The organism is Bacillus paranthracis (genome assembly GCF_024296885.1).
Lineage (GTDB): Bacteria > Bacillota > Bacilli > Bacillales > Bacillaceae_G > Bacillus_A > Bacillus_A paranthracis.
This window is the reverse complement of sequence record NZ_CP101135.1, coordinates 4,114,479-4,126,675: the sequence shown is the minus strand read 5'-3', so window position 1 is coordinate 4,126,675 and position 12,197 is coordinate 4,114,479. Positions and strand designations below refer to the sequence as shown.

Below are 12,197 nucleotides of genomic sequence, written 5' to 3'. Positions count from 1 at the left end.
TTCCTTGTGAAACGATTTGGAAAGAAGGAGATTTAATGGAACGCATTTACTTAGATCATGCTGCGACATCTCCGACTCACCCAGAAGTGGTCGAAAAGATGATTCCATATATGACAGAAACATTCGGAAACCCGTCTAGTATTCACTTTTATGGACGTCAAACGCGCCATGCAGTAGATGAGGCGAGACGCGCATGTGCACGTAGCATTCATGCGAATCCGAATGAAATTATATTTACGAGCGGTGGTACGGAAGCTGATAATTTAGCGCTTATCGGTGTAGCGCGTGCGAACCGTCATAAAGGTAACCATATTATAACGACACAAATTGAACATCATGCAATTTTGCATACGTGTGAATTGTTAGAGCGTGAAGGATTTGAAGTGACATATTTACCTGTTGATGAAACAGGACGAGTTCAAGTTTCTGACATACAGAAGGCATTAACAGAAGAGACAATTCTTGTATCTATTATGTTTGGGAATAATGAAGTTGGGACGATGCAACCAATTGCGGAAATAGGTAAGCTGCTAAAAGAGCATCAAGCTTATTTCCATACAGATGCGGTACAAGCTTACGGTTTAGTAGAAATTAATGTGAAAGAGTTTGGTATTGATTTATTATCAATTTCAGCTCATAAAATTAACGGGCCAAAAGGTGTCGGGTTCTTATACGCTGGTGCAAATGTGAAATTTGAACCGTTATTAATAGGCGGGGAGCAAGAAAGAAAACGCCGTGCTGGTACTGAAAATGTGCCGAGTATCGTTGGGTTGCATCATGCAATTTTGCTAGCTGAAAAAACTCGTGAGCAAAAAAATGCCCAATATGAAGAGTTTAAAGATATAATGGTATCTGTCTTCAAAAATGAAGACATTACTTTCGAGGTAAACGGAAACTTAGAATATCGCTTACCACATGTGCTTAATATTAGTTTTACAGGAATGAACATTGAACCGTTTCTTGTGAACTTAGACTTAGCTGGCATTGCAGTATCAAGTGGTTCGGCTTGTACAGCTGGTTCAATTGATCCATCACATGTATTAGTGGCGATGTTCGGAAAAGACTCCGATCAAATACGTTCATCCGTACGCTTTAGTTTCGGACTTGGAAATACGAAAGAGCAAGTTGAGAAAGCGGCGTACGAAACAGTGAAAATCGTGAAGCGATTAACACAAAATTAGCATGGGAGGTGACATGATGAACAAACTACCTCACGAAACACGCGTTGTCATCGGGATGTCCGGTGGCGTCGATTCATCTGTAGCGGCTCTTTTATTAAAAGAGCAAGGTTATGATGTAATCGGAATTTTTATGAAAAACTGGGATGATACAGATGAGAATGGTGTCTGCACAGCAACAGAAGATTACAATGATGTAATCGAAGTGTGTAACCAAATTGGTATTCCGTATTATGCAGTAAACTTTGAAAAACAATACTGGGATAAAGTATTTACGTACTTCTTAGATGAATACCGAGCTGGTCGTACACCAAACCCAGATGTAATGTGTAATAAAGAAATTAAATTTAAAGCATTTTTAGAGCATGCAATAGCGCTTGGTGCTGATTATGTAGCGACAGGTCATTATGCACGCGTTGCTTATATGGACGGCGAATATAAAATGCTTCGCGGCGTTGATGACAATAAAGACCAAACGTATTTCTTAAATCAATTAAGCCAAGAGCAATTATCAAAAACAATGTTCCCGCTGGGGGAACTGAAGAAACCACAAATTCGTGAAATGGCGAAAGAAGCTGGTTTAGCGACAGCGGCGAAGAAAGATAGTACTGGTATTTGCTTCATTGGTGAGCGTAACTTTAAAGATTTCTTAAGTAACTATTTACCAGCACAACCAGGTGTGATGCAAACATTATCTGGCGAAGTGAAAGGCAAGCATGACGGTTTAATGTACTATACAATTGGACAACGTCATGGCCTTGGTATTGGTGGTAACGGTGATCCGTGGTTTGCTGTTGGGAAAAACTTGAAAGAAAACATTTTATATGTTGATCAAGGATTCCATAACGAACTTCTATATGGCGATGAAGTTATTGCTACGAATGTTGGCTGGGTAAGTAATGAAGCGAAAGAAAAAGAATTTAAGTGCACAGCGAAATTCCGTTATCGTCAAGAAGACAATAAAGTAACGGTTCAAATCGTTGATGAAAATACAGTTCGTATTCTTTGTGACGAGCCAATTCGTGCAATTACACCAGGACAAGCAGTTGTTTTCTATGATGGAGATGAGTGCTTAGGCGGTGCTACAATTGATGAAGTGTACCGTAGCGGTAAGAAATTGGATTATTTAGGATAAAAGAGAAGCCTCTGCCGATTCGCGGTTAGAGGTTTCTTTTACATAAGGCGAATTTTCGTTCGCTTGGAAAATACATTCTTTGTTATAATTTGTTGTAGAGGTGAAGGACATGTCAAACAAACTTGAAACAGGTATTCAATATATGCAAGAAGGAAACTGGGAAGAAGCTGCTAAAAATTTCACAGAAGCAATCGAAGAAAATCCGAAAGATGCGCTTGGATATATTAATTTTGCGAACTTATTAGATGTACTAGGTGACAGTGAGAGAGCAATTTTATTTTATAAACGTGCATTAGAGTTAGATGATAAATCAGCGGCTGCGTATTATGGATTAGGAAACGTATATTACGGTCAAGAGCAATTTGCAGAGGCGAAAGCTGTATTTGAACAAGCGATGCAAGCTGGATTACAATCAGCTGATGTAACGTTTATGTTAGGTATTACACATGTGCAACTTGGAAATGATCGTCTTGCACTGCCGTTTTTACAAAGAGCAACAGAATTAGACGAAAACGATGTAGAAGCTTTGTTCCAGTGCGGACTTTGCTTTGCACGACTAGAACATATTCAAGAGGCGAAACCTTATTTTGAAAAGGTATTAGAAATGGATGAAGAGCATGCAGATGCGTATTATAATTTAGGTGTTGCCTACGTATTTGAGGAAAAAAATGAGAAGGCTCTCGCTTTATTTAAGAAAGCAACTGAAATTCAGCCGGATCACTTTTTAGCGGGTAATGGTGTTCGTTTATTAGAGCAAGAAGCTGAATAAGGAAAATGTAGTTTAATGGGTAGTTATCCCTCATCTAAATAGGTGGGGGATGTACTGCTCATTAAAGTGAAACGAAACCGGAAAGGAGAGGAAAGATGGGAAATCAACATGCAATGGATTTGTTTGAGGAAGAGAAAAAGTTTATAAAAGCGCAAGTTCTTCATACCATTTTCCACAACGAAGAAAACCTCTATTCCGTTGTCAGTATGAAAGTCATTGAAACGAATGAAACGTACGACGAAAAAAAAGTGATGATAAACGGTCATTTTCCCCGCATGCATGAAGATGAAGTGTTTACGTTGACAGGTCATTTTAAAGACCATCCAAAGTATGGGAAACAATATTTAGTTGAAACGTTTAAGAAAGAATTGCCGCAAACGAAAGCCGGTATGGTGCAATATTTAGCGAGTGATTTATTTAAAGGGATAGGAAAGCGTACAGCTGAAAAAATTGTGGACCATCTGGGGGAACATGCTATTTCTAAAATTATGGATGATCCTGAGGCTTTAAATGGTGTTGTCAACAAGCAAAAAGCACAAGAAATTTATGAGACAATTGTTGAACATCAAGGGCTAGAGAAAGTAATGAGCTTTTTAAATGGCTACGGTTTTGGAACGAAGCTTTCTATTAAGATTTATCAGCAATATAAAGAGATGACATTAGAAGTAATTCGTAATAACCCGTACCAACTTATTGAAGAAGTGGACGGAATTGGTTTTGGAAGAGCGGATGATATCGGGCGTGCGTTAGGGATATCGGGTAATCACGACGACCGTGTACGCGCAGGATGTTTTTACACGTTAGAGAATGTCTCATTACAACTTGGTCACGTTTATATGAGGAAAGACCAACTTGTAAGAGAAACGATGTCACTTTTAAACAATCAAGAAGGAAGAGTGACTGAGGAAGATATTGTAGGTTGTATTGAAACGATGCAAAGTGAAGGGAAAGTCATCATAGAAGAAGAGCGAGTGTATTTAGCAACGTTATTCTACTCTGAAAAAGGTGTTGTAAAGTCCATTCGCAGGCTTATGAATCAAGAAGAAACACCTTCATTTCCAGAGGCAGAAGTGTTAAAAACATTAGGTGAAATTGAAGAACAACTGAACGTACAATATGCACCGTTTCAGCAAGAAGCAATTCAAACGGCACTTCATAAACCGATGATGTTATTGACAGGTGGACCAGGAACAGGAAAAACAACAGTTATTAAAGGAATTGTTGAAATGTATGCGTCACTTCACGGGCTATCGTTAAATCCGAATGAATACAGTGATGATAATCCATTTCCGATATTATTAACGGCTCCAACAGGAAGGGCAGCGAAGCGAATGAGTGAATCAACAGGGCTTCCAGCTTGTACAATTCACCGTTTACTTGGCTGGACGCCAGAAGGGTCTTTCCAGCGGAATGAAACAGATCCGGTACAAGGGAAATTACTCATTATTGATGAATTTTCAATGGTTGATATTTGGCTTGCAAATCAGCTGTTTAAGTCATTGCCGACTAACATTCAAGTTATCGTTGTAGGCGATGAAGATCAATTACCATCTGTAGGACCTGGACAAGTATTAAAAGATTTATTGAATGCAGGTGCAGTTCCAACAGTAAAGCTTACTGAGATTTATCGTCAAGCGGAAGGTTCATCAGTAATTCAACTTGCCCATGCGATAAAAAATGGAACGCTCCCACCAGATTTAGCGCAAAACCAAAAAGATCGTTCATTTATCGGTTGTACAGGAGCTCAAATTGTTGAGGTTGTTAAGAAGGTTTGTGAGAATGCGAAGACAAAAGGGTTTAGCGCAAGAGATGTACAAGTATTAGCCCCGATGTATCGTGGACCGGCGGGTATTAATGTACTAAACGAAGCGTTGCAAGAAGTGTTTAATCCGAAAAGGGAAAAGAGTAAAGAAATTGCTTACGGTGATGTTGTATACCGAAGAGGCGATAAAGTCTTGCAACTTGTTAATCAGCCGGAGAGCCAAGTGTTTAATGGTGATATCGGCGAAATTGTTTCGGTGTTTTATGCGAAAGAGAACGTTGAGCAACAAGATATGATTATCGTTTCATTTGATGGAATTGAGGTAACATATACAAAACCAGATTTAAATCAAATTACACATGCCTATTGCTGTTCGATTCATAAATCACAAGGTAGTGAATTTCCGATTGTGATTATGCCGATAGTAAAAAGTTATAATCGTATGTTACGTCGTAATTTAATTTATACTGGTATTACAAGAAGTAAGAAGTTCCTTATTATTTGCGGGGAGGAAGCTGCTTTCCAGTCTGGTGTAAATCGCCTTGATGATGCAATGCGTCAAACGACTTTAGCTAGTCGATTGCAAGAATCACAAGGAGAAGTACAGATGGTAACGGTTAACGGCGAAGAAATGGACGTGGAAAACATTTCACCGTATGATTTTATGTAACAAGGTGAAATTATATAGTGAAACTTTCAAACGTATAACGTTGAAAGGATCCAGCAATGTATAAATGAATGCAGTTTGGACATAATGGCGAATAGAATCCGGGAGACTGTAAGGAGATGAACGCCATATGTTTATTTGTCCAAATTGCAAAGGAAAAGACATTGGAAAAATAGGTGTCAACCAATTTTATTGCTGGAATTGTTATATCGAATTATCGGTTTCAAAGGGGAAAATCCATACGCATCAAGTAGAAGAAGATGGTTCACTAAGCTCTCTTGATGATTTATTTGATGAGAATGAAAGAACGATCGGATAACGAAAAGGGGGATTTACTTTGAATCTACGCAATTCATTAATCGCATTAGGTGTTGGAGCGGCAGCATATCAATATGCTCGCAAACAAGATGTATTTTCAAAACGTAATATAAAAAAAGCACGTAAGATGATTAAATCTTATTTATAAGCGTAAAAAACTCCCTTCATGATAAGGGAGTTTTTTTATGCACTTGTATGCAAATATAAAAGTCCAATTTCAGAGAAGAGATAAGATAGGCCGTAACATCCAACGCCAAGCATTCCGTAATGAAATAATTGCTTCGCTTTTTCTTTTCGTGAGGAACGAATAAAGAAGCCTTTCCAAATACCAAACCCGATACAAATCCATTCAAGAATCATAAAAAGTGCAGATAATATGAGCATAAATAAAACCATTATGAGCCCTCCTGATTATAATGTTTCATGCTGCATTCTTAGGGGTGGTTGTCCTTGTTATGTTATGTATATGTACATCTTTACAAAACAGTATGGTCTGCACGAAAAGATTTTAAAACTTTTGCACATAACCTACCCTATTTATTTTCAAAATAAAGGTGGAGGAGGTTTTTCGTGTGAAGAATCTTAAAATCATTTGGATATATCGTTTAGGGTTATTGTTACTTGTTTTTCTTTGTTTGCTCGTCTTTTTAAAAATTAAGCCGCTATGGGCACCGATTATTTTTGTATGTAAAGTGGCCATTACACCGTTTCTTATTGCATGTTTCATTGCGTATTTATTGCATCCTTTAATTGAAAAAATTCATAAGGAAGGGATGCCGCGCACACTCGCTATTTTGCTCATTTACATCCTTTTCTTTGGCGGAATTGGTTATGGAATTTATAAAGGAACGCCGGTTGTGATTAAGCAATTACAAGAAATCAATGAACAATTCCCGCAGTTTACAAAAATGTATGATTCTTGGATGGATGGTGTTACAGAACAAACAGCGAATTTTCCATCATTTATTCATGAAAAGGTGAAACAAATTTTTATTGGAGTAGAGACGAAGATACAAGCGCTTTTAAATAAAGTGATGAGCACAGCTCGTGGTGTACTGGATTCGTTACTCATTATTTTCTTGATTCCGTTCATTGTATTTTACATATTAAAAGATTACGGCGAATTTTATCATATTTTTTGGAAACTAGTCCCGAGTAAGTGGCGTAGTACGGGGCAAATACTGGCGAAAGAAATAGATAAATCACTTGGAAGTTATATTCGCGGACAGTTATTCGTTTGTTTAGTATTAGGAGGAGTATCGGTTCTTTCTTTTTGGTTTATCGGTATGAAATATCCATTATTACTTGGCATCATCATCGGGATAACAGATATAATCCCATACTTTGGCCCTATTTTAGGAGCGATTCCAGCGTTGATGATTGCAGCAACGGTATCAACAAGTTTACTCATTAAAGCGGGGATTACGATTGCTATTTTGCAATTCGTAGAAAGTAACATTTTATCCCCTTATATCGTTGGTAAGTCGCTTCGCATGCATCCTGTCGTTATTATGCTTGCACTACTAGTTGGGGGAGAAGTGGCAGGAATTGTAGGGTTATTAATATCAGTTCCTGTTTTAGCGGTCATTCGTACAGTGATTGTTCATGTAAGGCCTCTTTGGAAAAAAGAAGATGTGTAATAGGAAGGCCCTCTACTTATAAAAGTAGAGGGCTTATCATTATTTAGAGAGTTGTTCGTTTATTTTTTGAACGAGAGAGCTTACATCATTTGTTTGAATATGTTTTATTTTTTTTCATTCATTATCATACATAAATACAATTTGATTGCTGAAAAGCCGCTTTTGTTCTTTTAAATTTGAAATTTTTGCGAAAGCGTACTCTTCAAATAAAGGGTTCTTACTTACATCTGGTCCATAAAAGAAGAGCCGTTTGTCTGTTAAAATTAGCAATCCTGGCCTTGCGACGGAACGATAAATAAATATGTCTAGTGAACAGGCTACGTAAAACAATATTGTTTCATCAGTCGTTAACATATTTTTAGCTTTGTTCAATAAGGTTGTCATTATAATCGCTCCTTTATTATTAATAATTTAATTATAACAAAAATAAAATATTCAGAAAATTGCGTGGGAGTAGTACAATTTATTAATACATGCATAATATATGAAAAGGCTGTTAAGAATGAATAGTAGAATAGCTATGATTAATAAGTAATTGATATAATATAAATGATTATCTAGATTGACAAACTTAAGAGAATTCTATTATATTTAGTCATATAATACATTAAATCAATGACGGAACAAGTACGTTACAGTCCATTTATAGAGAGAAGCTTCCATATGGCTGAAAGAAGCTTTAAATGAAGGGTAACAGAAAGCTAATCCTGAGAGCAGCTAATCACTGCCGTCTTGCCACGTTACGGCACCATGAGGTGATGAATTGATTCATATAGCAATCAATTCATAATTAGGGTGGTATCGCGAGTTAACTCTCGTCCCTTTTATAGGGGCGGGAGTTTTTTATATTTAAGGAGGAAAATACAATGAAACAACTAACAGGCGCACAAATTCGTCAAATGTTTTTAGACTTTTTCCAAGAAAAAGGACATGCAGTAGAACCTAGTGCATCACTAGTTCCACATGAAGATCCATCTCTTCTATGGATTAACAGTGGTGTAGCAACATTAAAAAAATATTTTGATGGACGTGTAATCCCGCAAAATCCACGTATTACAAATGCTCAAAAATCAATTCGTACAAACGATATTGAAAACGTAGGGAAAACAGCTCGTCACCATACATTCTTTGAAATGTTAGGAAACTTCTCAATCGGTGATTACTTCAAAGAAGAAGCAATTACTTGGGCTTGGGAATTTTTAACGAGCGACAAATGGATCGGATTCGATAAAGAATTACTATCAGTTACAATCCATCCAGAAGATGAAGAAGCATTCACAATTTGGAATGAGAAAATGGGCGTTCCAAAAGAGCGCATCATCCGCTTAGAAGAAAACTTCTGGGATATCGGTGAAGGACCAAGTGGACCGAATACAGAGATTTTCTATGACCGCGGAGAAGCTTACGGTAATGACTTTAGTGACCCAGAATTATATCCAGGCGGAGAAAATGAGCGTTACTTAGAAGTATGGAACCTTGTATTCTCTCAATTTAACCATAATCCAGACGGTTCATATACACCACTTCCTAAGAAAAACATCGATACAGGGATGGGTCTAGAGCGTATGACATCTATCGTTCAAGATGTGCCTACAAACTTTGACACAGACTTATTCATGCCAATGATTGGTGCAACAGAAACAATCTCTGGTGAGAAATATCGTAATGGTGACTTAGAAAAAGATATGGCGTTTAAAGTAATTGCTGACCATATCCGTACAGTAACATTCGCTGTTGGTGACGGTGCTCTTCCATCTAACGAAGGCCGTGGTTATGTATTACGTCGTTTATTACGTCGTGCGGTTCGTTATTCGAAGAAATTAAACATCAACCGTCCATTCATGTTTGAATTAGTACCGGTTGTTGGAGAAGTAATGAAAGACTTCTATCCAGAAGTACTTGAAAAGAAAGATTTCATTGCAAAAGTTGTGAAAAATGAAGAAGAGCGTTTCCACGAAACACTTCATGATGGTGAAGCAATTTTAGCTGAAGTTATCGCAAAAGCTAAAGAAGAAAAAACAACGGTTATTTCTGGAGTAGATGCGTTCCGTCTATATGACACATACGGTTTCCCAATTGAATTAACAGAAGAATATGCCGAAGAAGCTGGTATGACTGTTGATCATGAAGGTTTTGAAAATGAAATGGAAAAACAACGTGAGCGCGCACGTGCTGCTCGTCAAGATGTTGATTCTATGCAAGTTCAAGGCGGTGTCCTTGGAGAAGTGAAAGTAGCGAGCGAGTTCGTTGGTTACGGTACAGTTGCAACAGAAAGTAACGTTGTTGCACTTGTGAAAAACGGTGAATACACAGACAGCTTACAAGTTGGTGAAGAAGGACAATTAATGCTTGATGTAACACCATTCTATGCTGAGAGCGGTGGACAAATTGCAGACCGTGGTTATCTTCTTGCTGATGGCGTGAAAGTTCTTGTAAAAGACGTACAAAAAGCACCAAACGGCCAAAACTTGCACAAAGTTGTAGTTGAAGAAGGTACATTAACGAAAGATGCGGCTGTAAAAGCTATTATCGATACGAAAAACCGTAGTAGCGTTGTGAAGAACCATACAGCGACTCACTTACTACACCAAGCATTAAAAGACGTACTTGGAACACACGTTAACCAAGCAGGTTCTCTTGTAACTTCTGAACGTCTACGCTTTGACTTCTCTCACTTCGGTCAAGTACAAGCTGACGAATTAGAAAAAATTGAGCGTATTGTAAACGAGAAAATTTGGGAAAGTATTGATGTTGAGATTTCTCAAAAAGCAATCGAAGAAGCGAAAGAAATGGGCGCAATGGCATTATTCGGTGAAAAATACGGAGATGTTGTACGCGTTGTACAAGTTGGCGATTACAGCTTAGAGCTTTGCGGTGGTTGTCACGTTGATAATACAGCTTCTATCGGTATTTTCAAAATCGTTGCTGAGTCTGGTATCGGTGCAGGAACTCGTCGTATTGAAGCAGTAACTGGTAAGTCTGCATACGAATTAATGAACGATCAAGTAGGTTTATTAAAAGAAGCAGCAGGAAAAATGAAAACAAATCCGAAAGATATTTTAACAAGAGTTGATGGTCTATTTGCTGAAGTGAAACAACTGCAAAAAGAAAATGAATCTCTTGCTGCGAAATTAAGCAATATCGAAGCTGGAAACTTAACGGATTCTGTAATGACAGTTGATGGCGTGAACGTATTAGCAGCGAAAGTAAATGTTGCAGATATGAATAACTTACGTACGATGATGGATGATCTGAAGAATAAATTAGAATCTGCGGTTGTCGTATTAGCGTCTGTAAATGATGACAAAGTAAACATCTTAGCTGGCGTAACGAAAGATTTAATTAGCCAAGGTTACCATGCTGGTAAACTTGTGAAAGAAGTAGCTTCTCGTTGTGGCGGTGGCGGTGGTGGCCGTCCTGATATGGCACAAGCGGGCGGTAAAAACCCAGCGCAAGTTGAGGAAGCTTTAGCATTTGTACAAGAGTACGTTAAATCTGTTTCAAAATAAACAGATAGTAGTGTACAATGGTAGGGAGAGGAGAAGTTCTTCTCCCTATACTTACTATATAAGTGAGGTGCTTGAAATGGACGGTTTTGATAAAACAATGAAGTTTAGCATTCAAGATGAAAAACAGAGTGTCCATGTAAATGATGTACTTTTAACTGTGTATGATGCACTTCAAGAAAAAGGCTATAATCCGATTAACCAAATCGTCGGTTATTTATTAAGTGGAGACCCAGCATACATACCTCGCCATAAAGATGCACGAAGCATCATTCGCAAGCTTGAACGTGATGAATTAATTGAAGAGCTTGTGAAGTCTTACTTGAAACATCATCGTGAGGAGTAATTTATGCGGATATTAGGTTTAGATGTAGGTACAAAAACAGTCGGAGTTGCAATTAGTGACGAAATGGGCTGGACAGCGCAAGGGCTTGAAACAATCAAGATTAACGAAGAACGAGGTCAATTTGGTTTTGACCGCATTTCTGAGTTAGTAAAACAGTATGATGTGGACAAGATAGTAGTAGGTTTACCTAAAAATATGAATGGTACAATTGGCCCGCGTGGTGAAGCATGCCAACAATTTGCAGAAAACCTACGAGAGCTGTTACAATTAGACGTTGTAATGTGGGACGAGCGTTTGTCAACGATGGCAGCGGAACGTCTACTCATTTCAGCCGATGTAAGCCGTAAGAAGCGAAAGCAAGTAATTGATAAGATGGCTGCAGTCGTAATCTTACAAGGATTTTTAGATAGAAAATAAGAGGTGACCAAAATGGAAGAACGTCAAATTACAATTGTAGACGAAAAAGGTAACGAACATTTATGTGAAATTATTTTCACTTTTGATGCTGAAAAATTTGGTAAAAAATCATACGTAATCTTCTCTCCAATCGGTGAAGTAGACGAAGATGGAGACCCAATTTATGATGCAATGGCTTATGAGCAAAATGAAGAAGAGGGCGGAGTATTACTTCCAATCGAATCTGAAGAAGAGTGGGAAATGGTACAAGAAACATTTAACACTATTGCTGATGAGCAAGAAGCTGAATAATAAGTACTGAAAAGGTGGACGGTATATCGTCCGCCTTTTTTATATGTAAAATGAAAGATTTTTTGTCGAAACTGCGTAATCCTTTGTAGTATAATGAGACGGATTGTAGAAAATAAAGTATCTGTCAAAAATGATAGGTAAATGTATTGTGATTTTTCATCGTTTTGT

General features: G+C 37.8%; 12 protein-coding genes, 1 pseudogene and 1 other annotated feature. Of the genes and pseudogenes, 11 read left to right on the top strand and 2 right to left on the bottom strand.

Annotation, left to right across the window (positions count from 1 at the left end):
• Nucleotides 1–35 precede the first annotated feature (35 nt).
• The 6 genes from NLJ82_RS21375 (at nucleotide 36) to NLJ82_RS21350 (ending at nucleotide 5,977) form a co-directional block, all read left to right on the top strand.
• The gene (locus tag NLJ82_RS21375; RefSeq protein WP_000439906.1) at nucleotides 36–1,181 is read left to right on the top strand and encodes a cysteine desulfurase family protein; all 1,146 of its coding nucleotides are present in this window, start codon (nucleotides 36–38) and stop codon (nucleotides 1,179–1,181) included.
• A gap of 16 nt (nucleotides 1,182–1,197) precedes the next feature.
• Nucleotides 1,198–2,313, top strand: a complete 1,116-nt coding sequence (gene mnmA / locus NLJ82_RS21370; RefSeq protein WP_001038006.1) for a tRNA 2-thiouridine(34) synthase MnmA — start codon at nucleotides 1,198–1,200, stop codon at nucleotides 2,311–2,313.
• Between the two features lie 109 nt (nucleotides 2,314–2,422).
• Nucleotides 2,423–3,082: a tetratricopeptide repeat protein gene (locus NLJ82_RS21365; RefSeq protein WP_000066391.1), complete on the top strand. Its 660-nt coding sequence runs from the start codon at nucleotides 2,423–2,425 to the stop codon at nucleotides 3,080–3,082.
• Nucleotides 3,083–3,177: 95 nt separating this feature from the next.
• Nucleotides 3,178–5,514 (top strand): SF1B family DNA helicase RecD2, encoded by a 2,337-nt coding sequence (gene recD2, locus NLJ82_RS21360; RefSeq protein WP_000528072.1) that lies wholly within the window; start codon nucleotides 3,178–3,180, stop codon nucleotides 5,512–5,514.
• A 127-nt stretch (nucleotides 5,515–5,641) separates the two neighbouring features.
• Nucleotides 5,642–5,830 (top strand): YrzR-like zinc ribbon domain, encoded by a 189-nt coding sequence (locus NLJ82_RS21355; RefSeq protein ID WP_000469281.1) that lies wholly within the window; start codon nucleotides 5,642–5,644, stop codon nucleotides 5,828–5,830.
• Between the two features lie 18 nt (nucleotides 5,831–5,848).
• Nucleotides 5,849–5,977 carry a YrzQ family protein gene (locus tag NLJ82_RS21350; RefSeq protein WP_001053552.1) on the top strand — a complete coding sequence of 43 codons (129 nt, stop codon included), beginning with the start codon at nucleotides 5,849–5,851 and terminating at the stop codon, nucleotides 5,975–5,977.
• 35 nt (nucleotides 5,978–6,012) lie between these two features.
• Here the strand turns inward: NLJ82_RS21350 and NLJ82_RS21345 are convergent, their stop codons facing one another.
• Nucleotides 6,013–6,225, bottom strand: coding sequence for a hypothetical protein (locus NLJ82_RS21345; RefSeq protein ID WP_000242543.1), 213 nt, complete (start codon nucleotides 6,223–6,225; stop codon nucleotides 6,013–6,015).
• 176 nt (nucleotides 6,226–6,401) lie between these two features.
• On the opposite strand from NLJ82_RS21345, the gene NLJ82_RS21340 reads away from it, so the two are divergent.
• Nucleotides 6,402–7,469 carry an AI-2E family transporter gene (locus tag NLJ82_RS21340; RefSeq protein ID WP_000793110.1) on the top strand — a complete coding sequence of 356 codons (1,068 nt, stop codon included), beginning with the start codon at nucleotides 6,402–6,404 and terminating at the stop codon, nucleotides 7,467–7,469.
• A 39-nt stretch (nucleotides 7,470–7,508) separates the two neighbouring features.
• On the opposite strand, the pseudogene NLJ82_RS21335 reads toward NLJ82_RS21340, so the two are convergent.
• Nucleotides 7,509–7,853: pseudogene (locus NLJ82_RS21335) on the bottom strand (PH domain-containing protein).
• 222 nt (nucleotides 7,854–8,075) lie between these two features.
• Nucleotides 8,076–8,295: a binding site (T-box leader), on the top strand.
• A 40-nt stretch (nucleotides 8,296–8,335) separates the two neighbouring features.
• Here NLJ82_RS21335 and alaS point away from each other — a divergent pair.
• The 4 genes from alaS (at nucleotide 8,336) to NLJ82_RS21315 (ending at nucleotide 12,029) form a co-directional block, all read left to right on the top strand.
• A complete protein-coding gene (gene alaS, locus NLJ82_RS21330) occupies nucleotides 8,336–10,978 on the top strand; it encodes an alanine--tRNA ligase (protein WP_000811836.1) in 2,643 nt (880 codons plus the stop codon).
• A gap of 76 nt (nucleotides 10,979–11,054) precedes the next feature.
• Complete coding sequence (locus tag NLJ82_RS21325; RefSeq protein WP_000348590.1) at nucleotides 11,055–11,321, top strand: IreB family regulatory phosphoprotein; 267 nt, start codon at nucleotides 11,055–11,057, stop codon at nucleotides 11,319–11,321.
• Between the two features lie 3 nt (nucleotides 11,322–11,324).
• A complete protein-coding gene (ruvX, locus tag NLJ82_RS21320; protein WP_001221196.1) occupies nucleotides 11,325–11,738 on the top strand; it encodes a Holliday junction resolvase RuvX in 414 nt (137 codons plus the stop codon).
• A gap of 12 nt (nucleotides 11,739–11,750) precedes the next feature.
• Complete coding sequence (locus tag NLJ82_RS21315) at nucleotides 11,751–12,029, top strand: DUF1292 domain-containing protein (protein WP_000392731.1); 279 nt, start codon at nucleotides 11,751–11,753, stop codon at nucleotides 12,027–12,029.
• Nucleotides 12,030–12,197: the final 168 nt, after the last annotated feature.

What these genes read in the sequence shown, in the direction of transcription:
- NLJ82_RS21375 (WP_000439906.1), top strand. Translation starts at nt 36, where the DNA reads ATGGAACGCATTTACTTAGATCATGCTGCGACATCTCCGACTCACCCA.
- NLJ82_RS21365 (WP_000066391.1), top strand. Translation starts at nt 2,423, where the DNA reads ATGTCAAACAAACTTGAAACAGGTATTCAATATATGCAAGAAGGAAAC.
- mnmA (WP_001038006.1), top strand. Translation starts at nt 1,198, where the DNA reads ATGAACAAACTACCTCACGAAACACGCGTTGTCATCGGGATGTCCGGT.
- alaS (WP_000811836.1), top strand. Translation starts at nt 8,336, where the DNA reads ATGAAACAACTAACAGGCGCACAAATTCGTCAAATGTTTTTAGACTTT.
- NLJ82_RS21325 (WP_000348590.1), top strand. Translation starts at nt 11,055, where the DNA reads ATGGACGGTTTTGATAAAACAATGAAGTTTAGCATTCAAGATGAAAAA.
- recD2 (WP_000528072.1), top strand. Translation starts at nt 3,178, where the DNA reads ATGGGAAATCAACATGCAATGGATTTGTTTGAGGAAGAGAAAAAGTTT.
- NLJ82_RS21355 (WP_000469281.1), top strand. Translation starts at nt 5,642, where the DNA reads ATGTTTATTTGTCCAAATTGCAAAGGAAAAGACATTGGAAAAATAGGT.
- NLJ82_RS21345 (WP_000242543.1), bottom strand. Translation starts at nt 6,225, where the DNA reads ATGGTTTTATTTATGCTCATATTATCTGCACTTTTTATGATTCTTGAA.
- ruvX (WP_001221196.1), top strand. Translation starts at nt 11,325, where the DNA reads ATGCGGATATTAGGTTTAGATGTAGGTACAAAAACAGTCGGAGTTGCA.
- NLJ82_RS21315 (WP_000392731.1), top strand. Translation starts at nt 11,751, where the DNA reads ATGGAAGAACGTCAAATTACAATTGTAGACGAAAAAGGTAACGAACAT.